The 24,772-nt window shown below is 70.4% G+C and carries 19 protein-coding genes and 1 pseudogene; 7 read left to right on the top strand and 13 right to left on the bottom strand.

Going from position 1 to position 24,772, the window contains the following annotated elements:
• Positions 1–42: 42 nt before the first annotated feature.
• Positions 43–813: a GntR family transcriptional regulator gene (locus ACFYPJ_RS37310; RefSeq protein ID WP_389026290.1), complete on the top strand. Its 771-nt coding sequence runs from the start codon at positions 43–45 to the stop codon at positions 811–813.
• Positions 814–1,023: 210 nt separating this feature from the next.
• On the opposite strand, the gene ACFYPJ_RS37305 is transcribed toward ACFYPJ_RS37310, so the two are convergent.
• The 8 genes from ACFYPJ_RS37305 to ACFYPJ_RS37270 all read right to left on the bottom strand — a co-directional run bounded on the left by ACFYPJ_RS37305 (position 1,024) and on the right by ACFYPJ_RS37270 (position 12,596).
• On the bottom strand, positions 1,024–1,692 hold the full coding sequence (locus ACFYPJ_RS37305; RefSeq protein WP_389026288.1) for an SGNH/GDSL hydrolase family protein: 669 nt from the start codon (positions 1,690–1,692) through the stop codon (positions 1,024–1,026).
• A gap of 778 nt (positions 1,693–2,470) precedes the next feature.
• On the bottom strand, positions 2,471–4,156 hold the full coding sequence (locus tag ACFYPJ_RS37300; RefSeq protein ID WP_389026286.1) for a TauD/TfdA family dioxygenase: 1,686 nt from the start codon (positions 4,154–4,156) through the stop codon (positions 2,471–2,473).
• A 590-nt stretch (positions 4,157–4,746) separates the two neighbouring features.
• Positions 4,747–5,883, bottom strand: coding sequence for a PQQ-dependent sugar dehydrogenase (locus tag ACFYPJ_RS37295; protein ID WP_389026284.1), 1,137 nt, complete (start codon positions 5,881–5,883; stop codon positions 4,747–4,749).
• 290 nt (positions 5,884–6,173) lie between these two features.
• Positions 6,174–6,722, bottom strand: a complete 549-nt coding sequence (locus ACFYPJ_RS37290) for a carbonic anhydrase (RefSeq protein ID WP_389026282.1) — start codon at positions 6,720–6,722, stop codon at positions 6,174–6,176.
• Between the two features lie 364 nt (positions 6,723–7,086).
• Positions 7,087–9,405: a glycoside hydrolase family 3 N-terminal domain-containing protein gene (locus ACFYPJ_RS37285; RefSeq protein WP_389026280.1), complete on the bottom strand. Its 2,319-nt coding sequence runs from the start codon at positions 9,403–9,405 to the stop codon at positions 7,087–7,089.
• A gap of 62 nt (positions 9,406–9,467) precedes the next feature.
• Entirely contained in the window at positions 9,468–10,382 is a 915-nt protein-coding gene (locus tag ACFYPJ_RS37280) for a carbohydrate ABC transporter permease (RefSeq protein WP_389026278.1), read from the bottom strand.
• A 4-nt stretch (positions 10,383–10,386) separates the two neighbouring features.
• Positions 10,387–11,202 carry a carbohydrate ABC transporter permease gene (locus ACFYPJ_RS37275; RefSeq protein WP_389026316.1) on the bottom strand — a complete coding sequence of 272 codons (816 nt, stop codon included), beginning with the start codon at positions 11,200–11,202 and terminating at the stop codon, positions 10,387–10,389.
• Positions 11,203–11,264: 62 nt separating this feature from the next.
• A complete protein-coding gene (locus ACFYPJ_RS37270; protein WP_389026276.1) occupies positions 11,265–12,596 on the bottom strand; it encodes an ABC transporter substrate-binding protein in 1,332 nt (443 codons plus the stop codon).
• A 112-nt stretch (positions 12,597–12,708) separates the two neighbouring features.
• Between ACFYPJ_RS37270 and ACFYPJ_RS37265 the strand changes: the two genes are divergently transcribed.
• Positions 12,709–13,743: a LacI family DNA-binding transcriptional regulator gene (locus ACFYPJ_RS37265; protein WP_389026274.1), complete on the top strand. Its 1,035-nt coding sequence runs from the start codon at positions 12,709–12,711 to the stop codon at positions 13,741–13,743.
• An 11-nt stretch (positions 13,744–13,754) separates the two neighbouring features.
• On the opposite strand, the pseudogene ACFYPJ_RS37260 reads toward ACFYPJ_RS37265, so the two are convergent.
• Both ACFYPJ_RS37260 and ACFYPJ_RS37255 read right to left on the bottom strand, forming a co-directional pair.
• Positions 13,755–13,910 (bottom strand): annotated as a pseudogene (locus ACFYPJ_RS37260) (tetrahydrofolate dehydrogenase/cyclohydrolase catalytic domain-containing protein); the annotation flags it as partial.
• Positions 13,911–14,239: 329 nt separating this feature from the next.
• Positions 14,240–15,043 carry a VOC family protein gene (locus tag ACFYPJ_RS37255; RefSeq protein ID WP_389026272.1) on the bottom strand — a complete coding sequence of 268 codons (804 nt, stop codon included), beginning with the start codon at positions 15,041–15,043 and terminating at the stop codon, positions 14,240–14,242.
• 603 nt (positions 15,044–15,646) lie between these two features.
• Between ACFYPJ_RS37255 and ACFYPJ_RS37250 the strand changes: the two genes are divergently transcribed.
• Together ACFYPJ_RS37250 and ACFYPJ_RS37245 are read left to right on the top strand one after the other, a co-directional pair.
• A complete protein-coding gene (locus ACFYPJ_RS37250; RefSeq protein WP_007502648.1) occupies positions 15,647–15,850 on the top strand; it encodes a cold-shock protein in 204 nt (67 codons plus the stop codon).
• 88 nt (positions 15,851–15,938) lie between these two features.
• Positions 15,939–17,591 carry a DEAD/DEAH box helicase gene (locus tag ACFYPJ_RS37245; protein WP_389026270.1) on the top strand — a complete coding sequence of 551 codons (1,653 nt, stop codon included), beginning with the start codon at positions 15,939–15,941 and terminating at the stop codon, positions 17,589–17,591.
• Positions 17,592–18,074: 483 nt separating this feature from the next.
• On the opposite strand, the gene ACFYPJ_RS37240 is transcribed toward ACFYPJ_RS37245, so the two are convergent.
• Together ACFYPJ_RS37240 and ACFYPJ_RS37235 are read right to left on the bottom strand one after the other, a co-directional pair.
• The gene (locus ACFYPJ_RS37240) at positions 18,075–19,001 is read right to left on the bottom strand and encodes an SDR family NAD(P)-dependent oxidoreductase (RefSeq protein WP_389026268.1); all 927 of its coding nucleotides are present in this window, start codon (positions 18,999–19,001) and stop codon (positions 18,075–18,077) included.
• A gap of 493 nt (positions 19,002–19,494) precedes the next feature.
• Positions 19,495–19,737 (bottom strand): hypothetical protein, encoded by a 243-nt coding sequence (locus ACFYPJ_RS37235; RefSeq protein WP_389026266.1) that lies wholly within the window; start codon positions 19,735–19,737, stop codon positions 19,495–19,497.
• Positions 19,738–20,033: 296 nt separating this feature from the next.
• Here ACFYPJ_RS37235 and ACFYPJ_RS37230 point away from each other — a divergent pair, with 296 nt between their 5' ends.
• Positions 20,034–20,861 carry an oxaloacetate decarboxylase gene (locus tag ACFYPJ_RS37230; protein ID WP_389026264.1) on the top strand — a complete coding sequence of 276 codons (828 nt, stop codon included), beginning with the start codon at positions 20,034–20,036 and terminating at the stop codon, positions 20,859–20,861.
• 300 nt (positions 20,862–21,161) lie between these two features.
• On the opposite strand, the gene ACFYPJ_RS37225 is transcribed toward ACFYPJ_RS37230, so the two are convergent.
• On the bottom strand, positions 21,162–21,668 hold the full coding sequence (locus ACFYPJ_RS37225) for a MarR family winged helix-turn-helix transcriptional regulator (RefSeq protein ID WP_389026262.1): 507 nt from the start codon (positions 21,666–21,668) through the stop codon (positions 21,162–21,164).
• A gap of 346 nt (positions 21,669–22,014) precedes the next feature.
• On the opposite strand from ACFYPJ_RS37225, the gene ACFYPJ_RS37220 reads away from it, so the two are divergent.
• Positions 22,015–23,334: an MFS transporter gene (locus ACFYPJ_RS37220; RefSeq protein WP_389026260.1), complete on the top strand. Its 1,320-nt coding sequence runs from the start codon at positions 22,015–22,017 to the stop codon at positions 23,332–23,334.
• A gap of 361 nt (positions 23,335–23,695) precedes the next feature.
• Entirely contained in the window at positions 23,696–24,496 is an 801-nt protein-coding gene (locus tag ACFYPJ_RS37215) for an SDR family NAD(P)-dependent oxidoreductase (RefSeq protein ID WP_389026258.1), read from the top strand.
• Positions 24,497–24,772 lie beyond the last annotated feature (276 nt).

Raw genomic sequence — 24,772 nt, 5'->3', positions numbered from 1 at the left:
CGCACGGCGCGCACCTGACGGGGCGGACCAGGAGGAGCGGCGTTGCAGGGTGACGGGGCGCAGCCGCGCAGGGGCACGCTCTACCGCCAGGTCGCGTCCGACCTGCGCGAGGCCATTGCGGCCGGCGAGTACGGTTCCGGCGGCCGGCTCCCGGCCGAGAGCGTGCTCGCCGAGCGGTACGGGGTCTCCCGGGGCACCGTGCGCCAGGCGCTCAGCTCCCTGCGGGCCGACGGGCTGGTCACCTCGCGGCGCGGCACCCGGCGCGTGGTCCTCGGCACCACCCGGGTGCAGAGCTTCGCGGAACTGGTCAGCTTCACCAGTTGGGCACGGTCGCTGGGCGAGGAGCCCGGCGGCAGGGTGGAACGCCTGGAGCGGCGCCCCGCCGACGCCGGCGAGAGCGAGCAACTGCGCCTGGAGACGGGCGCGGAGGTCGTCGTCGTCCTGCGGGTCCGCACGCTCTCCGGCCGGCCGGTGATGGTCGAGCGCACCGTCTACCCCGTGTGGGTCGGCGACCTGGTGGCCCGCGTCCCCGCCGACGCGGTCTCGCACACCGAACCCCTCCAGGAGCAGGGCGTGGTGTTCGCCGACGCGGACCACACCATCGACCTCGTCCTGGCCGACGCCGACGACGCCCGCCTGCTGGGCTGCCAGGCCGGCGAGCCCCTGCTGCGCGAGCGCAGGCGCTCCACCGACCCGGTCGGAGCGCCCGTCGAGTGGTCGGAGGACCGCTACCTGCCGGGCACCGTCGCCTTCACCGTGCACAACTCCATCGCCGGCTCGGCCCTCGCCCGCCACCACCGCACAACGCCCTGACGGGCCGCGCAGGCGAGAGCGGCCGACCGGGGGACCACCGGGGTCAGGGCCCGTCCTCGGGCGGGCCTCGGTGTGCCCGGCGGACCGCACTGTCCGCAGGGACGCGGAGCCGTCAGCCGGCTCGTCCGACCCAGCTTCCCGCGGTTCACCGGTGCGGTCCGGCCGGCGAAGCTCCTCGCGATCATCAGCGTCGCGGAGCGCGGGACCCGGTCACGCGACCAGGCGCAGCCAGGCCGCCGCGAGTGCGGCGTGACCGGCCGGCGTCGGGTGTACACCGTCCGCTGCCCAGTACTCCGGCCCGGTTGTCGCGGTGAGTTCGGCGAACATTTCGTCGGCGGCGAGCAGCCGCGCGCCGTACTTGCGGGCGAGCTTGCGCACGGCCTGGATCTTCGGGTCCAGGTCGGTGCGCCATTGCTTTCGCTCTTTCTCTCCGATGAGTGCGTATCCGGCACCGGCCTCGACGACGCCGTGGATCGGGAGGAGGAACGGTTCGATGAGGATCAACTCCGTGTCCGCCTCCGCGAGGGGAGCGAGCAGGCGGTCATAACCCGCTTCGAACTCCGCCACGGGGATCACGTACCCCTTCGGGTCCAGCGTGTGCCAGCCCATGTCGTTGACCCCGACGAGGATCGACACCACGTCCGGCCGCGCGTCGAGTACGTCCGTCTGCCAGCGGGCTTCGAGGTCCATCACCTTGTGGCCGCCGATTCCGGTGTTCAGCCAGGTCACGGGGCGGTCCGGGTGCCTGAGTCCCCACTCGCCCGCGACGCGCAGCGGGTAACCGAACCCCAGGCCGTCTTCGCTCGCGAGGCGTTGGCAGTCGGTGATCGAGTCACCGGTGAACATCACGGTGCTTCCGGGTCGGACAGTGATCGTCATGAGCGTTCCTTGCGTTCGAGTGAGGGAGAGGGCGGAGCCCCACGTCGGGATGGGCACCCGGGGGGACCTCTCGAAAGGTGCCAGCCCTCACCGGCATCCAACCGACAGCCCCGGACATGTCACCGACATGCCACTGACACCACGGTTCCGTCGGCGTCTCGCGCAGGACCTGTGACACCGACGTGTGACGGCAACCCGAACGGCTCCAGCGCAACACGGTGATGCAGGGACTCACCCCTACGGCCTCGGCTGATCCCGTGCCTGTGTGACGGAGCACCTGTGCCGCTGTGACGGAGCACCTGTGCCGCTGTGACGGAGCAGGGGATCAGACGAAGGCCGTCCGCTGTACGTAGTCATACCCACGTGCGATCAAGGTCGATTATCGATTCGACCTGCGACGACAAAAGTCAGGCTCAGCTCGGATGGCGGATGGCCGACGAGATGTTACGTGGATGGCCGGCGAGGGGTTTCGGAACTCGGACGAGTCGTCCGTCTGTCCGGTGGGCGCTCTGCAACCTCTCGCTGAATGCCCTGACGCGTGACACGGGAAGTTCACCACCACTACGGCTTGTCCGCCTGTTCGGTTCATATGAGCCGTGATCACAGACGGCGGCTGATTGCTGCCCAGGTGGTGCCGTTGATCTCGGCACGTATGAGTTCAACGGACCGCTTGGTGTGGTCGCGGCGCGTGAGTACTGCCCTGTTGTCGCAGACCGCGATTCCGGCCGGGGCAAGAAAGAGGGCCGGGGTAGCCGGCAACCCGGTACCCCGGTCCGGGCTAACCCCGCATCAGCGAGGTGAGCAGCGGCATGAAGTGGGCGAAGTCCGGTGCCGGAATCAGGGGATCCTTCGCCTGCTCGTCCAGGCGGCGCACGGCTACGGCGTCAGCGGCGTGGGGAAGCGCGGCGAAGGCGGCGGCCTCGGCCTCGTCCATCGGGCCGCCCTGGACCTGCAGGGTGTACTCGGAGGCGGGGGACAGGGCCGCCCGGTAGCCGGGCTCGACCGCGCAGAGGTAGCGCTTGGCGGCCACGTGCAGCCGCACCGGCTCGGTGACGTCCGGGCCGAACCAACGGGCGAGCAGGTCCGCGCCGGTGTGGCTGTGCCGGTTGTCGGTGCCCTCCATCAGCTCCGTACCGGTCACCGGCCCGTGGAAGTGACCCACGTCGTGCAGCAGCGCGGCGGCCACCAGGTGCGGGGGAGCGCCCGCGGCCTCGGCCAGCGCGCCGGCCTGCAACATGTGCCCGGCGACGGTGACCTCCTCGCCCAGGTACTCCGCCGTTCCCGGCCCGTGGAACAACTCCGCGAGGGCGTCCAGCGAGTCGGACCTGCGCAGCACGGCCAGGGTGCTCGCGAGTCCGTCCAGGTCGGCGTAGGCGCCCTGCAGATGCCGGGCGCCGCTGCTGCCGAAGGCGGTACGGGCATGCAGCAGGCGCGTGTTGTCGAAGACCAGGCAGTCACCGGGAGCCAGCCGCAGGTCCAACTGGAGACCGGGCCGCAGCAGCAGCTCGGCGAAGCGGCGGTAGGCGGCGTAGAACGCCTCCAGGTCCGGTGCGGGCAGCCGCAGCGTGCCGATCGACCGGTTGTTGAACCGCACCTCGCGGATCCGGCCCAGTGGGTCCACGTCGATCAGCGGGCGGTCCGCGCGCAACTCGGTACGGTCGTCGCAAAAGACGAACGGCACCGGCGTCCGCGTCAGCAGCTCGAACGCCTCCGGGTCCGACGAGCGAAGCAGCGAAGCGGCGGCGAAGCCGTCGACCAGCCCGGAGTCCCCGCCCTCCGCGGAGTTCTGCAGGCAGTGCAGCAGCTGCAGGGTCGGCACCGGGTCGCGGTACGGGTTGTCGGTGTGCGGGGTGATCCGGGCGGAGGTGAAGGCGAGGTTGTTGGGGTCGGGCACGACCCTGACGTCGAACAGCTGCCCGTAGTTGGTCTCCCGGACGAATCCGAAACTGCGGGCGACGTCGAGCACCTGGCCCTCCCGCCGCGGCACCTCGCGCAGCAGCGCGAAGCCGAGGCGCTGCACCGCCTCCAGCACCCGCGCCCGCTCAACGGGATCGCCGAGGTAGTCGGCCCAGTCGGCCTCCGGCAGCCGTCCCGCCAGGTCCTTGGCCCGCCACAGCTCCTTGCCCGCCTCCGTACGGCGGTCACCGGCCGCGGGCGGGACGGCCGGGCGGTGGGCGTGCAGCCAGCCTGCGGCATACACCGAGCGGTGGCCGTCGGGCTCCCAGCCGACCTCGGCCACCACCTCCGCCTCCTTGCCCGGCTCCGCCACCGCGACGGACTCCACGACCCCGCCCACGGCGAGCCCGGACGGGAGGTCCGTGATCTGGAACAGCTTCTGGCCGGACCGCGGATCCCGGCACTCCGCGCACGGGCAGTTGTCGCGCAGCCAGACGGCGGGCAGCGCCGCGACCCGGACCGCGAGCGAGGAGGCCGGATCTCCGGCCCCGGGGCGTGACGTGGTCATGAGTCTCTCCTCCGCTGAAGTTGTCTAGCCAACTTTGGCCCGCCTGGGTGAGCCGGAGGCGATCAGCAGATGACGACGGGGCAAAGCCGGGCCGAGCACCGCCCGGACTCCTCCCGCCGTTTGGATCGACTCTGCGGGGATCTTGACGTGGTTGTGGCTGTGGGCGTGGTTGCGATCGAGCTAGCGGTAGCGGCAGCGGTAGCCGTCCCGGTAGTGGTTACAGGCGGCAGCGGCAGCGGCAGCGGCAGCGGTTGCGGTTGCGTTGATTGCGGGCAGAGCCCGGCGAGCCCCGGCCCGCATACGGTCCCGAGTGCGCGAGACCGGCTCGGGTGTCGCCCGGCGAGATGGCCGGACTGCGGGTCCTGCACCCGAGGGACGTCCAGGTCCTCGGGCCGGGGCGGCCGGGCTTCGCACGCTGGAGCGGAGGCGGCCGTGACCCGGCACGGACGGCCTGACGACCGGCCGACGGGCCGCGGACGCCTCCGCTGTGTGGCTACCTCAGGCGGGCCGGAGGTCCGGGCCGGAGATCCGGTGGTGATCCAGCCGACCTGGGCGGTACTCGCTGCTCCCGGCAGCTTCTTCCCGAGTCGTCACGCCGGGTCGATACGGGAGACGCTGCCACCGAGGTCGAGCATGTACAGCTCGCCGTTGCCGCCCTGCACGAACGAGACGACTTCGCCGCCGTTGACTCCGAGATCGTTCACTCCGGTCACCTTGCCGTTCTCGATCTGCAGGGAACGGAGGGTGCCGTCGCAGTAGTCGCTGAACAGGTACTGGCCCTTGAGGTCCGGGATCGCCCGGCCCCGGTAGACGTATCCGCCGGTCACCGAGCAGCCCAGGCCGGTGCGGTCGTACTCGTGGACCGGCGGCACGTGGTTCGCGGGTTCGGTGCCGCCGCGGAAGGGATGGTTGCCCTCCATCTGGGACCAGCCGTAGTTCTCGCCGCCCTTGCTGCCCGCCGGGGCCCAGTCGATCTCTTCCCAGTCGCTCTGGCCGACATCACCGATCAGCAGGTCGCCGGTGCCCGAGTCGAAGGAGAACCGCCACGGGTTGCGCAGCCCGTAGGCCCAGATCTCGTCCTTCGCGTTCGGGTCGTTCACGAACGGGTTGTCCGGCGGGATGGCGTACGGCTTGGCGCCGCGCGGGTCGATCCGCAGGAGCTTGCCGAGCAGCGTGTCGAGGTTCTGCCCGTTGCCGTGCGGGTCGCCGCCCGAGCCTCCGTCGCCGAGCGCGATGTAGAGGTAGCCGTCGGGGCCGAACTTGATGTCGCCGCCGTTGTGGTTCGAGTAGGGCTGCGTCTGGGTGAGGACGGTGCGCCGGGTCTTCGGCTGGATCTTGCCTTTCTGTACCGCGAACTCGTCCACGGTGCTGGTGCCTTCGAGGTTCGTGAACGAGATGTAGAAGTGCGCGAACTTCTTGTCGAACGCGATGCCCAGCAGGCCGCGTTCGCCGTCGGTGGTGGTCTCGCTGGATATGTCGAGGACCGGCTTGCCGAGCCCACGGGCGTCCAGGACCCTCACTTTGCCCGCGCGTTCTGCCAACCAGACGGTGCCACCGGGACCGGCGGTGCCCGCGGAGGGGTTCTGGGCCGTGGCCACTTCCGTGAGCACGACCTTCGCTGCCTGACGCGGTGCGGCGGCCTCGTCGGCGGACGCTGTGGTCAGGGCGAGGGAAGCGACAAGGCAGATCGTGCCGACGATCGCTGAGCTTCTGGTGCGAACTTTCACCGTGATCCTCCTGGGGGCGGTGAACGGGGGAGGCCACCGGGCTGCTTGGGCAGGTTCAGGGTGTGTCGCCCGCGCCGGCACGCAACCTGGGTGGGGGGATGGTGTGCTACTGGCCGTGGATGAGGATACTGGGGCGGACGTGTTTGGTATAGACCAAGCGTTTCGGCCATCCGCCTCCGATTTGCTGTCCGTCGTGCCCTTCCGCTGCCGGGCGATCGGGCACCCGCCGGTGAGTCCCGGACCGCACCGTCCGCACCGGCGGCGCGGCGGGATCCGGTTTCGGTACCGAGTCAGCTCGGGGGGACGACGGTGGTGACCACGCCGGTCCTCAGGTCGTAGGCGTAGCCGCCGATCCTGAACTTCTCCAGGCTGCCGGCCAGCTCGGGTGCGCTGCGCAGCGACTCCACATCGGTGCGCACGGTGGCGGACGGGTCGAGCACCGCCATGGCGGCAGCGGTCTCCTCGTCATAGCCGCCCCGCTCGGCGTAGGTGCGGCGCAGTTCGGCCTCGGCGAACATCCGGGTGCCGCAGTCGGTGTGGTGGACGATCGCCACCTCGAACCAGTCGGCGTCGGGTGTCTTGTTCTCGTGCAGGTGGCAGATCCAGGTCAGGTCGCGGATCACGGACGGGGTGACGCGGCCGCCGGCGTTGCGGGCCACGATCGCCTCGCCGAGCCGCACGCCCATGATCGCCGCGGGCTCGACTCGCGGGTCGATACAGGTGATCAGGTACACCTGCTTGAACGGGACGAACGGGATCTCGGGGACCTGGGTTTTGGCGTCGGTGGCGGCGAACTGCTCGTTGCGTTCAAGATAGGTGGCGAAGTTCGACGAGGCCATGGCCGTGTTTCCAATCAGGGCGAAGTGATGGAGGGGCAGACCCGAGCGGGCGGTTCTCAGTATCAGGCCGGTGACTTCCGAAGGCCGGGATATCGGGGGCGGCGCGCGAGGATGCCCGCCAAGGGCCCCAAGGGAACACCTTTCGCGGGCACCTGCGCCGACGCGCTCCCGGACATCCGCGCAGGGAACGCCCGCCCGGTCCGCCCGTCCGCCCGGCCCCCGGCGGTCGTGGCCGGCGTGACCGGCGGCGTTCTCGCTGTCAGCCGGTGACGGCATGCCGTCAGCCGATGGTGACGTACCGTCGGCCAGTAGTGACATGCCCGTCGGCCGATAGTGACGTACCGTCACCCGGGGCGCCGTACCGTCAACCGTCCTGCCGTGTCTCGCACCGCAGCCGCCGGTCGGGGCCGACGGCCCGGACCGGACCCGTGAGGGTCAGACGGGCGGTGTGCCGTACGTCCGTGCTGGAGGCGGCCAGACGCAGTTCCAGCGCGCCCGGTTCGACCACGCGGGTGCCCGTGCGGTCGGTGAAGGCCGAGAGATCGGTGTGGAAGCGGAAGGTGACCCGGCGGGACGCGCCGGGCGCCAGTTCCAGTCGGTGGTAGCCGATCAGGCGGGTGTCGGGGCGGGTGACCGAGGCCACCGGGTCGTGCAGATAGAGCTGGACCACCTCCGCGCCCGTGCGGTCGCCCGTGTTGCGGACCGTCAGCGAGAGGTCGTACGAGCCGTCCGTGCCGATCTCCGTCTCCCTACCGATCTCCCTCTCCGTGCCGCTGAAGTCCTCCCACGCGAATGTCGTGTACGAGCGGCCGTGGCCGAAGGCGTACAACGGGGTCGGGTCCAGGCTGCTGACCTCGCCCGCCAGGCCCAGCGGGGGCTGGAGATAGGTCCACGGCTGGCCGCCGGGGGAGCGCGGCACGCTCACCGGGAGCCGGCCGGCCGGGTTGACCCGGCCGGACAGCACGCCCGCCACCGCGGGACCGCCCTCCGCGCCGGGGAAGAACGCCTGCACCACCGCGCCCAGGCGGCCCGCCCAGCGGCCCAGCGCGTACGGACGGCCCGTCAGCAGCAGCAGGACGACGGGGACTCCCGTCCCGACGAGCGCGTCCAGCAGATCGGCCTGGACGCCGGGCAGACGCAGGTCGGCCGCGTCGCAGCCCTCGCCCGAGGTGCCCCGGCCGAACAGCCCGGCCCGGTCGCCCAGCACCGCCACGCACACGTCCGCCTCCGCGGCCCGCGCCGCCGCCTCCTCGAAGCCGCTGCGGTCCACGTCGGACACCCCGCAGCCCTCAGCGAACGTCACCTTGGCGCCGGGGAGTTCGGTGCGCAGCGACTCCAGGACGCTGCTGATGTCGATGCCCATCGGCACCTCGGGGTGGTGGGGGAGTACATGGGAGGGGAAGGAGTAGCAGCCCAGCATCGCCAGGGCGTCCGCCGCGCGCGGCCCGACCACCGCCAACCGGGTGTCCGGCGCCAGCGGCAGCAGGCCGTCCGGGTTGTCGAGGAGGATCACGGACTCCTCCGCCAGACGGCGGGCCAGCGCGCGGTTGGCCGTCGAGTCCAGATCGACCGGCCCCTTCGGTTCCGGCTGCCAGTCCGCGTCCAGCAGGCCCAGCTCGCACTTCTGCAGCAGCACCCGGCGGGCCGCCCGGTCCACCAGCGCCTGCGGGACGAGCCCTTCCCGTACGGCGGCCACCAGCGGCTTCCCGTAGCACTTCAGGGTGGGCAGCTCTACGTCGACACCCGCCTCCAGGGCCGCCCGGGCCGCCTCCCCCGGGCTGCCGGCCACCCGGTGCAGCGTCTGCAGGAAACCGATGCCGAAGTAGTCGGCGACCACCGTGCCGGTGAACCCCCACTCCGTGCGCAGCAGCCCGGTCAGCAGGCGCGGATCCGCGGCGGCCGGAACGCCGTCCGTCTCGTTGTACGCCGCCATCACCGAGCGGGCGCCGCCCTCGCGCAGCGCCATCTCGAACGGCGGCAGCGTGACGTCCGCGAACTCCCGCACCCCCGCCCGCACCGGCGCCAGGTTCCGGGCGCCCGCCGAGGACGCGTACCCGGCGAAGTGCTTGAGCGTGGCGACGACCCCGGCCGACTCCAGACCCCGTACGTACGCCGAACCGACCGTGCCGACCAGGTACGGGTCCTCGCCGATCGTCTCCTCCACCCGCCCCCAGCGGGGATCGCGGACCACGTCCAGGACGGGGGCCAGGCCCTGGTGGACGCCGGCCGAGCGCAGATCCTCGCCGATGCGCAGGCCCAGTTCCTCGACGAGCGCCGGGTCGAAGGTCGCACCCCAGGCGAGCGGGACCGGGTAGGCGGTGGCGCCCCAGGCGGTGAAGCCGGCCAGGCACTCCTCGTGAGCGACGGCCGGGATACCGAAGCGGCCCGCGGCGGCGATCCGGCGCTGGGCGCGGGCCAGTGCCCGCGCGGCGAGGTCCGGGTCCACGGGGGCCGTGCCGAAGGAACGGGTCAGCTGGCCGAGGCCCAGCGTGATCAGCTCGTCCCAGTCGTGGCCGGCGGCCATCTCGCGCTGGAGCGGGGCGACCCCGTCGCCGTCCGTGGCGGCGCCCACCCACACGCCGTACAACTGGGCGGTCTTCTCCTCCAGCGTCATCCGGGAGAGCAGGTCGTCGACGCGGGCGGCGGCGGCCAGGGCGGTGTCCTGCCAGGGAGCGGTGGTCATGGAACTCCTGTCGGAGAGAGGGGACGCGGCTGCCGCGGGGCGGTCCGGCGGAGCGGCCGGGATCACTTGCCGCCCACGCCCATCAGGCCCCCCACCAGCGCGCGCCGGGCCACCAGGTACACGGCGAAGACCGGGATGCCGGAGAGGACGACCGAGGCGAGCAGGGCGGGGATGTTCACGCCGAACTGGCTCACGTAGGTGAACAGGCCGAGGGTCAGCACACGCGGGCCGTCGGACTGGGTGAAGATCAGCGGGAAGAGGAAGCCGTTCCACGCCTGGAGCGCTGAGTAGATCACCACGGTGCCGATCCCGCCCCTGGCCAGCGGGACGACCAGTTGGAACAGGATCCGGGCGGCCGAGGCGCCGTCCAGGGCCATCGCCTCGTACAGCTCCTCCGGGATGTCCCGCAGCGTGCCGGTGAGGACCAGCACCGACACCGGCATCGCGAAGGCCGCGGTCGGCAGGACGATCGCGAGCAGGCTGTCGTACAGGCCGAGCTTCGCGATCATCAGGTAGAGCGGCACGACGACGGCCTGCGCCGGGATCGCCACACCGAGCAGGAACAGCCGGAAGGCCGCCGTCGACCACAGGCTCCGGGTGCGTACCGCCACGTGGGCGAGCGGGACGCACAGCACGAGGACGATCGCCACGACCGCCGCTGCGACGATCGCCGTGTTCGCCAGGAAGTGGCCGAAGCCGTTGTGCAGGACGGTGCCGTAGTTGTCCAGGGTCGGACGGGCGGGCGGCTTGAGGGCGTTGTGGCCGAGTGCCTGGTCCTGGCGGGTGAGCGAGGCCGAGATCATCGCGTAGAGCGGGACGACCACGATCACCAGCCAGATCGCGGAGCCCAGGCCGGCCAGGGGGTTGGGGCGCCTGTCCCAGGGCTGCCTGTTCCAGTGCCGGCGGCGGCGTCCGGCGGGCCGCGCGGCCGGTGGCCGGCCGCTCCGCACGGGAGGTGGCAGCGTGTCGGGTGACATGGCGTCACATCCCTTCCCGGGTGCTGCGCATCGTGCCGAAGCCGGACAGCCGCACGAGCAGCAGGGACAGCGCGGTGGCGGCCACCACGAGGAACGTCGCGACGGCGCTCGCGTAGCCGAAGTCGTAGCTCTTGAAGCCGGCCTCGTACATCAGGTACGGCAGGATCGCCGTGTCGGTGCCGGGGCCGCCCTGGGTGAGGATCAGCACGGTCTCGAAGTACGTCAGCGAACCGACCACCATCAGCACGCCGGACGTCGTGGCCACATTCCGCAGCTGGGGCAGAGTGATCGAGAAGAACCGGCGGTAGCGGCCGGCGCCGTCGATCGCCGCGGCCTGGTAGAGCACCTCGGGGATCTGCCGCGCCCCGCCCTGGTAGATCAGGGTGTGGAACGGGATGAACTGCCAGCCGCCGACGAACACGATGGCCCAGAACGCGCCGCCGGTGGAGCCCAGGGTGTCCTTGCGGACGATGCCGAAGTTCGGGTCGAGCAGGGCGTAGTAGAGCAGCGAGATCGCGGTCGAGGAGAGCAGGAACGGCACGAAGAAGACCGCCGACAGGACCGCGCGGTTGCGCTGGCGGCCCGCCGCCCAGACGCCCAGCAGCACCGCGACGACCGTCTGGAAGGCCCAGCTCGCCAGGGTGAGCCAGACGGTGACCGTCAGGGACTGGGTGAGGCGGTCGTCGCCGAGCAGCTTGCGCCAGTTGGCGAGGCCCGCCGGCCGTGGGTCGCCCAGGCCGTTCCAGGTGGTGAAGGACAGGTAGCAGGCCAGCACCATGGGGGCGAGGGCGAAGAACGCGAAGAACAGCACGCCGGGCAGGGCCCAGGAGGCGTGCGGCCGGCCCACCCGGGTCCGCGGGCCGTCCTCGGCCGCGCTCGCACTCACCTGAGCCCCTTCAGCGCCGACACGAACTGGGCCGGCGAGGACTTTCCGACGAACAGCTTGCTCACCTCGGTGAGCATCGGAGTGGAGACGCCGGGGTCCACGGCCTGATCCCAGCTCAGCGTGAAGGCCGGCGCCCGCTGCACCATCTGGTACTGGAATCGGGCGAACTCCGGGTTCGGCGAGGCGCCCAGCAGCTTCCCCGCGTTCGACGTGGTGGGGATGTCGCCATTGGCGACCAGGTCCCTGGCGTACGTCTCCGAGGCGCAGCCGCGCAGGAATGCGATCGCGGCGTCCTTGTTGGACGCACGGGCGTTCAGGGACCAGTAGTTGGTGGGGTTGCCGACGACGTTGCGGAGGTCGCCCGCGCCGTCCTCGACCTTCGGGAAGGCGCACCAGCCCAGGTCCTTCCTGGCGAAGTCCGGGAACTTGCCGAGCTGTGTCGAGTACTCCCACGAGCCCATCAGGTGCATCGCCGCCTTGCCCTTGGCGAAGACCGCGGGCGCACCGCCGTTGGTGTACGCCACCGAGCTGAAACCCTGGCCGAAGGCCCCGTCGTCGATGAGCTGCCTGATGGTCTCGGCGGCCTTGAGGACGGCCGGGTCGCCCCAGCCGGCCGAGTCGCCGTTCTTGACGCGCTCGAAGACCTCGGGGCCGCCGATGCGGTCCACCAGGTATTCCAGCCACATCAGCTCGGGCCAGATGTCCGCGCCGCCGAGCGCGAACGGGGTGATCCCGGCCTTCTTCAGCTTGGCGTTGTGGTCGAGCAACTGGTCCCAGGTGGTGGGCGGCCGGAGCTTGTGCTCGGCGAAGACCGCCTTGTTGTAGAAGAGGATCACGGGCTGCATGCCGCGCATGGGTATGCCGTAGGTGCGCCCGTTCAGGCCGCCGGCCGCCAGGACCGAGGGGAGGAAGCCGTCCTTGAGGACCGGGTCGGACTTGACGGTGTCGGTCAGGTCGACCAGTTGGCCGGCGTCCTGGTACGCCTTGATCGAGCCGCCGCCCCAGTTGAAGAACACGTCGGGGGCGTTGGGCGAGCCCATCGCGGTGCGCAGCTTGGCCGGATAGTCGGAGCCGGGCACCTTCTCCAGCTTGATCCTGCCCTTGGTCTGCCCGGACTCCGCCGACGCGTTGAACCGGTCGACGGCCGCGGCCTGCACCTTGGCCGCGTCGTCGCCGTACACGAACGCGGTGAGCGTGCCGCCGCCGCTGCCGGATCCGCCCGAGGAGCCGCAGGCCGTGAGCCCGGCGGTGAGCAGGGTGGTGGCACCGGCGCCGAGCACCCAGCGCCTGCTGAAGGTACGTCCGCCGTGGGACGTCTGGGACTCCATGACAGCACCTCTCGCTCGTCCGAATGTTTCGATTGATACTTCGAATGTTCCGGGAACGTAGAGCTCGGCAAGGGCTTCGTCAAGAGGTTTCGCAGGGATTACGATCGCGGGCATGAAGCCTGCAAAGTCCGCAGAAACGCAGACGGCCACGCTCGCCGAGATCGCTCGCGAGGCCGGGGTGTCGGCTCCGACTGTTTCGAAGGTCCTCAACGGCCGCACCGACGTCGCCCCGGCGACCCGCACCCGGGTCGAAGACCTGCTGCGCGCCCACGGCTACCGCCGGCGCCGGGCCGAGGCTTCCCGTTCGCCCCTGATCGACCTGGTCTTCCACGAACTGGAGAGCGCCTGGGCCATGGAGGTCATCCGGGGTGTGGAGAACGTCGCCCGGGACGCGGGCCTGAGCGTCGTGCTCTCCGAGTCCGCGGGGCGGCTCACCCCCGGCCGCACCTGGGCCGACCAGGTCGCCGCGCGCCGCCCGCACGGCGTGATCCTCGTGCTGTCCGGGCTCGACGAGTCACAGCGGGCGCTGCTCACCAGCCGCTCGATCCCGTTCGTGGTGATGGACCCGGCGGGCGACCCGGGCGCCGACGTGCCGTCGATCGGCGCGACCAACTGGCAGGGCGGCCTCGCCGCCACCCGGCACCTGGTGGAACTGGGGCACACCCGCATCGGCGCGATCAGCGGGCCGTCCCGGATGATGTGCAGCCGGGCCCGGGTCGACGGCTACCGGGCCGCGCTGGAGACCGCCGGGCTGCCGGTCGACTCCGCACTGATCGCCACCGGCGACTTCCACCACGAGGCCGGCTACCGGCTGGGCCTGGACCTGCTGCGCCGCCCGGACCGGCCGACCGCCGTCTTCGCCGGCAACGACCTCCAGGCGCTCGGACTGTACGAGGCCGCACGGGAGTTGGGCCTGCGCATCCCGGAGGACCTGAGCGTGGTCGGCTTCGACGACCTGCCGGTGGCCCGCTGGGTGGGCCCACCGCTGACAACGGTCCGCCAGCCCCTGACGGAAATGGCCGAGGCGGCGGCCAAGCTGGTCCTGGACCTGGGCCGGGAGGAGGAGACCCCCGTGGCCACCCGCGTGGAACTGGCCACCACACTGGTGGTCCGGACCAGCACCGCGGCACCTGCGGCGGTTCGGTAGGGGGCCGGCCGGGGTGTGCAGGACACGAAACCCGGCAGCGCGAAGCTCATCGCGGCAAAGGAATGCATCGTGACCCCGTCGACGTCCTTCTCCGGGGCGATGGCCTCGAACGCCGCTCGCTCGTCGATGTGCGGGCCGCAGGGATGCTGGAGCAGGATGCCGCAGACACCCGCCGAGCGCACGAGCGCCGGGCCGGATCGAGCAGTCGATCAAGGGTCTTCCCCGCGTCCGCAAGGGCCTCGCCGGCTCTGTCACGTAACGGACATGACCGGTCGTCACATCGCCCCGGTCCGCGCTCATCACAAGCCTCGCGCGAAGTGGCTTTCTGTAATGGATCCAGTGCGGTCCGTGACACTCCTCCTGTGGTCGAAGCGTCGCCAACGCCGTATCCATGGAGGATTCGCGGCAAACTTCCGCACTCGCGGTGCTGCCGGCGCCGCGGCGGTCCCTTCGGCCATTCCGTGCCAGAACGCGTCCGCGGCACCGACGTACGAGGTCAGCGCGGCCGACGCGAGGTCACCGTGAACTGGGCGCCGTCCGGATCGCGCAGCACGGCCTCGTGCTCGCTCTCCTTGAGGACACTGCCGCCGTGCTTCTCCGCCGTCCGGGCGCGTGCTGACACCTCGTCCACGGTGAAGTGGATCTGCCAGTGCGGCCGGACCGAGGGATCGGGCGGCGCCTCCACCGCCCCGGAGTCGATGCGGGCGACGATCACGCCCTGGCTGCGCAGCAGGACCTTGCCTCCCGCGTAGTCGATCTCGCAGCAGCCGGGGAGGTCCGAGGCCCAGTCGAGTACCTCGCCGTAGAAGAGGGCGGCGTCGAACGCGTCACGGGTGTGCAGGGTGATGAACGTGGGTGCCGCCTGCCGCCATGCCTCCCACTCGGTGACGAGCTGGCCCTGCCAGATCCCGAAGGTGGCCCCGTCGCGGTCCGCGAGCAGCGCCGCTCGTCCGGGCGGGAAGGAGATCGGCCCCACGGCGGCGGTCCCGCCGCGTTCCCGGACACGGGCGACGGCCAGGTCCGCGTCGGCCACCGCGAAATATGGCGTCCAGGCCACGGCCATGTGCCACAGCGCGGCCACGCCCGCGATCCCCGCGACCGGTACCCCGTCGGCCAGCGCGGTCCGGAAGCGGCTGCCGAGCCTGGCCTCGCGCCACTGCCAGCCCAGTACGGCCCCGTAGAAGTCCTGTGTGGCGTCCAGATCGCGGCTGGACAGACTCACCCAGCACGGCGCACCGAACACGGAACGTGACAGGACGGCCTCGGCCCCGTCGGAGGAGTGCGACGTTGAATGATTCATGGTCCTCGCACCCTGGTCTCGTACGTCGGCGGCCGCTGCTCTGCCTCCAGTGTCCGGCCGGAGTCCCGTTCCTGCACGTCGCCTGCCCCTGCCCGGAAACCGGCGCGGCCCAGGTCGATGCCGCGAAACCTGGCAGCGCGGCCCTCGGCGCGGCTGTGGCGAGGCGGACGAACGCGGGAGCGTGCGGTGCCCGGCCATGGGAGACGGTCCCCGGATGCTCACAGTGTGTAGTGGTGGGGTCCCGTGCCGTGAGCCGATCCGGTGACAGGGTGGGGGCCGCTCGGACCCGTTCCCGCGCCGGTCGGCGGCCTGAACGACGTACAACGACTTACGACGTACAACGACTACAACGATGTAGTACGACGTAGTACGACGTACTGCCTCGACCCCGCCTCCCACCCGCGTGTTCGACGCGGAACTTCGGTGCTCGACGCAGAAGATGGAGGTGCACGCGGGCCGCCGAGCTGTGCTAAGATCTCTCTTGTTGCAGTTGTGGTACCCATGAACCTATGTGCGCCTGACGGGAATGTTTATCCAGATGGCGCATTATTTGTTTTTCCGGCATCTCCGGATGGGGCCTCTGCCTACAGAACGGAGAAAGTCGTGGCACAGGGAACTGTGAAGTGGTTCAACTCTGAAAAGGGTTTCGGCTTCATCGAGCAGGACGGCGGCGGCCCGGACGTCTTCGCCCACTACTCGAACATTGCGACCCAGGGCTTCCGTGAGCTCCAGGAGGGCCAGCGGGTCTCCTTCGACGTCACGCAGGGCCAGAAGGGCCCGCAGGCGGAGAACATCGTTCCCGCCTGATCGCCGGACGCGTAATCCGCTCACCGGGGTCCGTACCGTCATGGTGCGGACCCCGGTTTGTGCTGTTTCCAGGAAGGCAGACAACTGCATGTCCCGCAGGCCCCAGAAGCCGAACCGGCGAGCCTCGTCATCCCCATCGTCCCCATCGTCGCCCAGGGAGTTCCGGCTGCCGGAAAGCACGACTCCCGCGCTTCCCCCCGTCGAGGACTTCGCCGGTCTGGACATGCCCGAGGCGCTGCTGAAGACCCTCACCGCGCAAGGAGTGACTGCTCCCTTTCCCATCCAGGCTGCCACGCTGCCCAACTCGCTCGCGGGCCGCGACCTGCTGGGCCGTGGACGCACCGGCTCCGGCAAGACCCTCGCGTTCGGGCTGGCGCTCCTGGCCCGCACGGCCGGACTGCGCGCGGAACCCAAGGCACCCCTCGCCCTCGTGCTGGTGCCCACCCGTGAACTCGCCCAGCAGGTGGCGGACGCGCTGACCCCCTACGCGACGGCGGTGAACCTCCGGCTGGCCACCGTGGTCGGCGGACTGTCCATCACCAAGCAGGCAGGTGCGCTCCGACGCGGCGCGGAGGTACTGGTGGCGAGCCCCGGCAGGCTCAACGACCTCGTGGAACGCGGGGACTGCGTACTCGACCGCGTACGCATCACGGTGCTGGACGAAGCCGACCAGATGACCGACATGGGTTTCCTGCCGCAGATCACCAAGCTGATCGAGCAAGTGCGCCCGGACGGTCAGCGCATGCTTTTCTCGGCCACCCTGGACCGCAACATCGACCGCCTCGTGCAGCGTTTCCTGACCGACCCCGTGGTGCACTCCGTGGACCCGTCCATGGGAGCGGTGACCACCATGGAGCACCACGTGCTCCACGTGCAGGACGAGACCGACAAGAAGGCCGTCACCACGCGCATCGCGGCCCGCGACGGCCGGGTCATTCTCTTCCTCGACACCAAGAGGTCCGCCGACCGGCTTGCCAAGCGGCTCCTGGCGGCCGGCGTCCGCGCGGCGGCACTGCACGGCGGCCGCTCCCAGCCGCAGCGCAACCGCACCCTGGAACAGTTCAAGAACGGCCAGGTCACCGCTTTGGTCGCGACGAACGTTGCGGCCCGCGGCATACACGTCGACGACCTCGACCTCGTCGTGAACGTCGATCCCCCCGCCGACCACAAGGACTACCTCCACCGGGGCGGCCGGACGGCCCGCGCCGGTGGCTCCGGCAGCGTGGTCACGCTGGTCCTGCCCGAGCAGAAACGCGACGTCACCCGGCTCATGTCGGACGCGGGCATCCGCCCCCGGACGGCCCGCATCATGTCGGGCGACGCGGAACTGGCCACCATCACCGGCGCCCGCGAGCCGTCCGGCGTGGCCGTCACCATCGAGGTCCCCCAGCCGGCGACGCCGACGGCGTCCCGCCCGGACCGGAAGACCGGGACCAAGCCCGGCAGACCATCCGGCCGCCGACGCCGAAACGGCGGCGGCGCCAAAGCGGCGACGACTGCTGCCACCATGACGAGGGGCCGGAACTCCGAGCGTCAGGCGGGATCCGGCGATGCCGTCGGCACCGGCGGCCGCAGTTCCGACCGCCAGTCCGCAGCCGGTGCGGCGACCGGCGCCGGCCCCCGCAAGGTGGTCCGCGGAACGGTCCGACGGGCCGCGTCCGGCGGTACCACGGGTGGCGCTGCCGGAACCGGCGGCCGTAGTTCCGACCGCCGGGGCGGCCGCCGCAGCTCTGCAACCTGAGCCGCATCAGGCAACGTTGGCCCTGGTGACGACTTTTCGCAGGTGTTCCGTGCCCGGCTGCGAAGCCCGCGTATCCACGGGACACTGCGACGGGAAGCGCCAGGGCCAGATGCGCAGGGTGCTCGGCGGAACCGTGGCCGTTGATCGGGCCGTTGCTGCCCGAGCCGGCGCCGAAGACCGTGGAGAAACAGCCACGGTCGCCGGCGTCGGCAGGTCCTTGTGGCGGATCCGGTACCTGCCGCGCACCAACATCCAGCGGGAGTACCTGCCGTTCCGCCGGGTGGCGACGGCCGCGGGCAGCCGCACCGCGGACCCCGCAGCCGGACCGGCGGCTGCCCCGGGAGCCGGGCTTGGGGGACTTGGGCTCGGAAAAGGCTTCAGAACACCGGCGCTACGGCTTACGCCCCTGCGGGTGTGTGCCTCCGGGCTCGCTGGGCCACTTGAGTACGGACTGCGAGTGGCCCAGCGAGCCCGGAGCCCGCGTCACAGGATGTGGGGCGCCTTGGTGCCGTTGGACAGCACGGTCCGCGGAAGCAGGTCGGCGAGTTCGTCGTACGACCACGGGCCGTTCTGCTCGTCGCGGAAGATCGTCCGCATCTCGACGGGGTGGCTGTAGAGACCGATCTTCCCGCCGCCGGCGCGGAAGACACAGCCCGTCACTTCGGTCGCAGCGTCCGAGGCCAGGTAGACGACGATGGGCGCGACCATGCCCGCGTCGGCCCGCGGTTCCTTGGCCTTCAGCCGACGCTCGCTCATGGCACCGGCGGCCACGAGTGCGGCGTCACGCTGCTTGGCGTCCTCCGTCATCCTGGTCAGGGCGAACGGCGCGATGGCGTTGACGGTGATGCCGTCGGTGTTGAGTTCCCACGCCAGCTCGTAGGTGAGGCTCACGACACCTCCCTTGGACGCGGCGTACTCGGGGTTGCCGATCGGTGCGGCCCACTGGTTCGAGCACGTGTTGATGATGCGTCCGCCGCCGAACTCCCGCAGTACCGGAATCGCGTTACGGCACATGGCGAAGGTTCCCTTGAGGTTGACATCGATGGTCAGTTGGAAGTCCTCCTCCGTCACCTCCTCGATCTTGTGCTGGCGGACGATCCCGGCGTTGTTCACCAGGATGTCGAGTCGGCCGAACTGCTCGACCGCGGTGGCGACCACCCGGGCCGCGCCGTCCCACTCCGCCACCGACTCGTAGCTGGCCACCGCTTCGCCACCCTGGGAGCGGATGAACTCGACCACCTCGTCAGCGGGTCCCTGGGCGGCTCCCGCACCGTCGGCCCTCACACCGACATCGTTGACGACGACCTTCGCACCAGCGGCCGCCAGCGCGATTGCCTCGCCCCTGCCGATGCCCCGGCCGGCGCCGGTCACGATCGCCACACGGCCGTCCAACGGTCCTCGTTCCGCCATGACTTCCTCCTTGTACCCACATGGTTGTACGCGCGCTCTTGGAAGGCTTCAGCGCGCAGCGCCTACAGCTCAGCTCGGCGCGCTGGGCGCCGCAGGCATGAGTTGGTTCGCAGGTCAGGAGACGATCCACCGCGGTACGCCGGTAACCAACCGGAGCAGCACTTCGCTGGGCAGACGTCTGCGAGGACCGACTGCCGATGCCGGCAGACTCACACTCCGAGAGGTCTGCAATGCCGCCGAGACACATGTGTCGTAAAAGGCGGAGTGGATCCGGTACCGTGGCCCGCCGCGTGGATACGAAGGTCCGTCACCATGTGCGGGCTGTTCCGGTGATTGATCGTCTTCACCGACCAACTTCGATGCTAAGCACACTTCTTGATTTCTGTCCACCCATGTGCCTGCCCTTGCCTGAAGACGTTTCTTCGTGTTCGTGCCACGCGTAACGCGCGCGTGTGCCCGCTGATACGTATGACGGCGGCAGGGTCGTCGGCGCTCATGGTGCGGAGGCGTCCACCACCTCCGTGAACAGCTTCTTCTCGGACCCGGAAGAGCGATGGGCCGTCATTGCGCTCACGTCGGCCTGTCTGGCGATCGCCCGCCCGTCGGCGTCGTAGTAGCCGAGACTGGTGCCTGCCTTCATCGCGGATCTGCGGATCGCCTCGGGGATCACCACCGTGTCGCGCGGGCGGCCGGCTGCCGCCGCGAGGGGGTCTCGATGAGACAGGTCACTCTCCACGGCGGCCAGTGTAGTCAAATCGAGGAGACAAGTCTACAGTTGCATACATAATGGATCGGGTGTCGAGGAGACGGACCGCCTCGGCCCGTCCTGCCGTCACTGTCGGAGGGTGAGGGGAAGGGTGTGCCTCTCCACTCGCCCTGCCGGCGGCCATGCTGTCCGGCCGGGCAGGCGGGGCCCCGTACAGCCGGACGCTTCACCGGCGCCGCCCCCGAGGTCGGTGGGGCGGACCGCACACAGGCAAAGAATGTGAGAGAGAAATGGACTACTTGGGGCGCGCAGCGTTCAGAAGGCGTGTGGAGACCGGGGGGCCGTTGATGATCCCGCACTGCCCGGACGCGCTCACAGCACGCCTGTGTGAGCAGATGGGGTTCGACGGCGGATACCTCGGCGGCGGCGGCCTCGGTCTGTCACTCGCAGTCTCCGAGGCGCTGCTGTCGGTCACGGAGCTTGCCCAGACGGCGGCTGCGATTCGCCGACGCTCCGCGCTCCCCCTCGTGGTGGACGGCGGAGTCGGTTTCGGCGACGCCGTTCATGCGACACGCATGGTGTGGGACCTGGAGGCCGCGGGTGTCCATGCCATTGAGCTGGAGGACCAGGTGGCACCCAAGCGGGCCAGCCATCATCGCCATGTGGAGCACCTGGTCCCGGTCGAGGACATGCTCGGCAAGCTCCGTGCCGCGGTGGCGGCGCGTCGCGATCCGGACCTGCTGCTGATAGCCCGCACCGGGGCGGTGCAGAACGAGAGTTTCGACGCGGCCATCGAGCGCTGCGAGGCGTACTTCGCCGCGGGGGCCGATGCCGTCATGCTGCTGCCGGAGAACGACGAGCAGCGGGCCGCCGCACCGCGGCGCCTGTCCGGACCTGTGGCCCTGTTGACGTCGTTCGACCTCCACAGTCCGCAGGAGTGGACCGAGTTGGGGTACGCGCTGGTCATCGACCCGGTTACCGGGCAGGCGGCCGCCTTCGGCGCGCTGCGTGAGGCTTACGAGGCGCAGCGGGCGGGACTGCCGAGCGCGCGCCCTGCCGCCGAGTCCTTCGCCCTTTACGAGCGGATGCAGGATCTCGCGGGCTTCGACGAGCTGTACGACATCGAGCGGGCCACCACCGAGCCCGGCACCTGAGGTGGCGTGCGGCCGACCGGGTGTGTGACCTCACCCGGCGCCGTCCTCGCAGTCATGTGTCGAAGGTCGGCCCCGTCGGCCGCGGATCTCTCCGGCGACGGCCGGCAGGGATGTGCCGGGGAGCGGGGAACCCGGGAGCGCGAGCGCCGTGCGTTCTCCTGACCGGGCGCGGCGCGGACGACACCGCTCGGTGATCGGGCAGCCCGAATTCCTCGATGCTCCGGCCGTGCGGGCCGTCGTCGCCGTGTATCCCCTGTTGCTTCGGGTTCGCGGCGTCGACGGGGAGGACCGGCGTTGCTCTCAAGGCCGTTGACGAGCATCGCCCGGGGTGCTTCTCGGGCTGCGGCGGGGCGATGACGCTGCGTCGGAGTCGGCCAGGCGCTCAAGGATTCCCGTGAGTGCTGTCAGGCCGGACCGTTCCTCGTCGGTGAGCGTGAAGTCGATGGCTTCGGTGAGCCAGGTTTCGCGCGCCTGGAGCCAGCGCTCCGCCTCTTCTCGGCCCCGCTGAGTGGCCGAGAAAAGGACGCGACGGCCGTCGGTCGGGTCCGGACTGCGGGTGACCAGGCCGTTCTTTTCGAGGACGGCCAGGGTCTGGGCCATCGACTGAGGTCTCATGTACTCGGCCGCCGCGAGGTCGCTCGTGGTCGCGGGTGGTCCGGACACCACGCGGTAGAGGGCGGCCAGCTGGCTGCGGCTCCATGGGCCTGTGTGCATGCCGGTCTCCGACCGGATACGGCTACGCAGACGATCCATGGACCGCACGAGCTCCAGTGCCAGATCTGCTGACAAGGTTTCTTTCGGCTCCACACAAGAACCATACAGGTTACCTGAAGATTTCTGCACTGTGGCGGGCGCCGGTCCCTGCGGGTCGAGGCGTCGTACGTAGGGGCCAGTCGTGTGGGTGAACGGTGTCCAATCGGTGTGAGCTGTGGTCGCGCCTTTCGGGCTCGCCCCAGGTCCCTGGGGTGATGGCGGCGTACATCACACCTGCAAACATCACATGTTAAGGCAACCTGTTCAGGTTGCCTGTATTGTTGGGGTCATGGAGATACGCAAAGCAAGGACGGCCCGTCATGGGACCGGAAAGGCGGCAGGGCGGCCGGGGCAAGCCGCCGAGGCCGCGAGCCCGGGTTGGCGGTTCACCGTCCCCCTCATGCTCGGCTCGTCCCTGAACCCGATCAACAGCTCGATCATCGCCACGACGCTCATCGCCATCGGGCACACCTTCCACGCGGGGGCGGCGTCCACCATCTGGCTGGTGTCGACCCTCTATCTGGCCAGTGCGATCGGCCAGCCGACCATGGGACGGCTGGCCGAGCGTCTCGGCCCGCGCCGCGTCTTCGTGGCGGGCCTGACCCTGGTGGGGATCGGCGGTGCGCTGGGCACCGTCGCGATGAACCTGCCGACCTTGGTGGCCGCCCGCGTCATCCTCGGTGTGGGTACCTCGGCCGGCTACCCGACGGCGATGGTGATCGTGCGGCGCTGGGCCGCCGGGCGCGAATCGGCGCGAACGGGTGGCACACTCGGTGCGCTGGCCATCGCGGCCCAGGTCACCTCGGCCCTCGGCCTGCCGCTGGGCGGCCTGCTGGCAGCGGCCGCCGGATGGCGGATCACCTTCTTCATCAACGTGCCCCTGGTCCTGATCGGGGTGCTGATGACGCTTGCCTGGGTGCCCCGCGACCCTCCCCGTGCCGAGCGGACCGCGGGGAGCGCGCCCCCGGCCCGGCTGGACGTCCCCGGAATGGTGCTTTTCTCCGGCACGATCGCGTCTCTGCTGTTCTTCCTCAACGACCTGCATCACCCGCGGTGGCCGCTCTGCGCGCTCATGGTGGTCCTGCTCGTCGCCCTGGTGCTGTGGGAGCGCAGGGCGGACGATCCGTTCGTCGATGTGCGGATGCTCGCCAGGAACAAGGCGCTCAGCGCCACCTATCTGCGGGTCTGCCTCACCTTCCTGCTCAACTACTGCATCCTGTACGGCCTCACCCAGTGGCTGCAGGAGACGCGGGGGCTGTCCGCGATCGGCGTGGGTCTGCTGATCCTGCCGATGTCCGTGTTCGCCGCCCTCGTCTCCATCCCCTTCGCCCGGCGCAACCTGGTGCGCTCCGCGCTGTACTGCACAGCCGCCGCGGCGGTCGTCGGTCCGGCCGGGCTGCTGCTGTTCACCTCGAACACGCCGATCTGGGTCCTGGTCCTGATCACCATGGTGTTCGGTGTCGTATCGGGCCTGGGAGTGATCGGAAACCAGGCCGCGCTGTACCAGCAGGCACCCGCCGAGGCCGTGGGTGTCGCCGCCGGACTCATGCGCACCTTCACCTACCTGGGAGCCGTGCTGTCGTCGAGCCTGATCAGCCTGTCCTTCGGTGACCGGGCCACGGACGGCGGCCTGCACACCATCACCATCGCGCTCCTCGGCCTGGGTGTCGTGCTGTTCGCCATCACCCCGTCCGGAGCACGGAAGCTGACGGCGTCCTGAAGGCGTCGGCAGGGCCGGCCGTGGCCACCGCCGGCAGCGGGGATGCGGAGGGGCGGGGAAACATCTCCGTTGTGCGGTCCCGGTTCGCCGACGTCGCAGGGGCAGCCTTCGCTTCTTCCGGGAAACCCATCACCTGGGCCGTAGGGCCGTATCCCGACACCGCGAGACCGAGCCGTCCGCGGGGTCGAGCGCCACAGCGCCGCCCGCTGAGGCCGGGGCCGGTGGTACGGCTGAGGCGTCCATGCTCCGCCGCACACACCGGCAGTCACACAACTGCCGACACATGCGCCGCGGCGGCTGGAAACGTGTCTCGCAGGGTGCGCATTTCAAAGAGAACACCGGATAGCAGAAGGAGTCACCCATGGATATGCAGTTGGCTGGAAAGCGGGCCCTTGTCACCGGTTCGAGTGCGGGGCTCGGCCGGTCGATCGCCGAGGCGCTCGCCCGTGAGGGGGTGACCGTCGTCGTGCACGGCCGGGACGAGGAGCGTACCCAGGGCACCGCCGACCGCATTCTCGCCGAGGGCGGCCAAGCGGACGTGGCGGTCGGGGACCTGAGCACGGCCGAGGGAGCCGAGGCCGTCGCGGCCAAGGCGCTCTCCGGCGGCACGGTCGACATCCTGGTCAACAACGCCGGGGCATACGACCAGGTCGGCTGGATGGACGCCACGCCCGAGATCTGGGCGAAGACGTATCAGGTCAATGTGGTCTCGGGCGTGCGGATGGTTCGGAGTCTCGTCCCGGGCATGCGGCAGAGCGGCTGGGGCCGCGTCATCCAGATCGGCGGCGGCCTGGCCGTCCAGCCGATGTCGGCACAGCCCCACTACAACGCCTCGCTCGCAGCCCGCCACAACCTCGCCGTGTCCCTGGCACGTGAGGTGAAGGGGAGCGGTATCACCTCCAACACGGTGGCGCCCGGGGCGATCCTGACCGACACGGTCCGCGACCTGCTGTGGCAGATCGCTCCCGCCCACGGCTGGGGTGAGACGTGGGAGGAGATCGAGCGCGCGGCCGCGGAGAGCTGGGTGCCCAACGACACCAACCGGTTCGGACGTCCCGAAGAGATCGCCGATGCGGTGGTCTATCTCGCGAGCCCCCGTGCCGACTACATCAGCGGCGCGACCCTGCGCGTGGACGGCGGAACCATTCGCTCGGTGAACTGACGCACCGGACACCCGATGCCGCCGGCCGGGCGTCCCGCCGGCCGGCCTGTCACCGCCCGGCCGACCATGAGATCCACGGCATTTCGGTGCGCAGAAACCACTCGCCCAGCCAATAAGTCTACCGATGTATACTTAACTCTGGAGACACACTTCCCTGGCTTGCACGGTGCGGGGAGTCCAAGAGAGGGACATAGGACATGAACCTGAATCTGACCGGAAAGCGTGCCCTGGTCACGGGGTCGAGTCTCGGGCTCGGTGAGGCCACCGCGAAGCTGC

Source organism: Streptomyces sp. NPDC006012 (genome assembly GCF_042871185.1).
Classification (GTDB): Bacteria; Actinomycetota; Actinomycetes; order Streptomycetales; family Streptomycetaceae; genus Streptomyces.
Note: the sequence above shows the minus strand (reverse complement) of the source record. Positions and strands in the feature narration are given on the sequence as shown.

Bases quoted from the DNA above. Each gene is read 5' to 3' on its own strand.
- ACFYPJ_RS37305 (WP_389026288.1), bottom strand. From the start codon at position 1,692: ATGACGATCACTGTCCGACCCGGAAGCACCGTGATGTTCACCGGTGAC.
- ACFYPJ_RS37300 (WP_389026286.1), bottom strand. From the start codon at position 4,156: ATGACCACGTCACGCCCCGGGGCCGGAGATCCGGCCTCCTCGCTCGCG.
- ACFYPJ_RS37290 (WP_389026282.1), bottom strand. From the start codon at position 6,722: ATGGCCTCGTCGAACTTCGCCACCTATCTTGAACGCAACGAGCAGTTC.
- ACFYPJ_RS37285 (WP_389026280.1), bottom strand. From the start codon at position 9,405: ATGACCACCGCTCCCTGGCAGGACACCGCCCTGGCCGCCGCCGCCCGC.
- ACFYPJ_RS37280 (WP_389026278.1), bottom strand. From the start codon at position 10,382: ATGTCACCCGACACGCTGCCACCTCCCGTGCGGAGCGGCCGGCCACCG.
- ACFYPJ_RS37270 (WP_389026276.1), bottom strand. From the start codon at position 12,596: ATGGAGTCCCAGACGTCCCACGGCGGACGTACCTTCAGCAGGCGCTGG.
- ACFYPJ_RS37265 (WP_389026274.1), top strand. From the start codon at position 12,709: ATGAAGCCTGCAAAGTCCGCAGAAACGCAGACGGCCACGCTCGCCGAG.
- ACFYPJ_RS37255 (WP_389026272.1), bottom strand. From the start codon at position 15,043: ATGAATCATTCAACGTCGCACTCCTCCGACGGGGCCGAGGCCGTCCTG.
- ACFYPJ_RS37245 (WP_389026270.1), top strand. From the start codon at position 15,939: ATGTCCCGCAGGCCCCAGAAGCCGAACCGGCGAGCCTCGTCATCCCCA.
- ACFYPJ_RS37240 (WP_389026268.1), bottom strand. From the start codon at position 19,001: ATGGCGGAACGAGGACCGTTGGACGGCCGTGTGGCGATCGTGACCGGC.
- ACFYPJ_RS37220 (WP_389026260.1), top strand. From the start codon at position 22,015: ATGCTCGGCTCGTCCCTGAACCCGATCAACAGCTCGATCATCGCCACG.
- ACFYPJ_RS37215 (WP_389026258.1), top strand. From the start codon at position 23,696: ATGGATATGCAGTTGGCTGGAAAGCGGGCCCTTGTCACCGGTTCGAGT.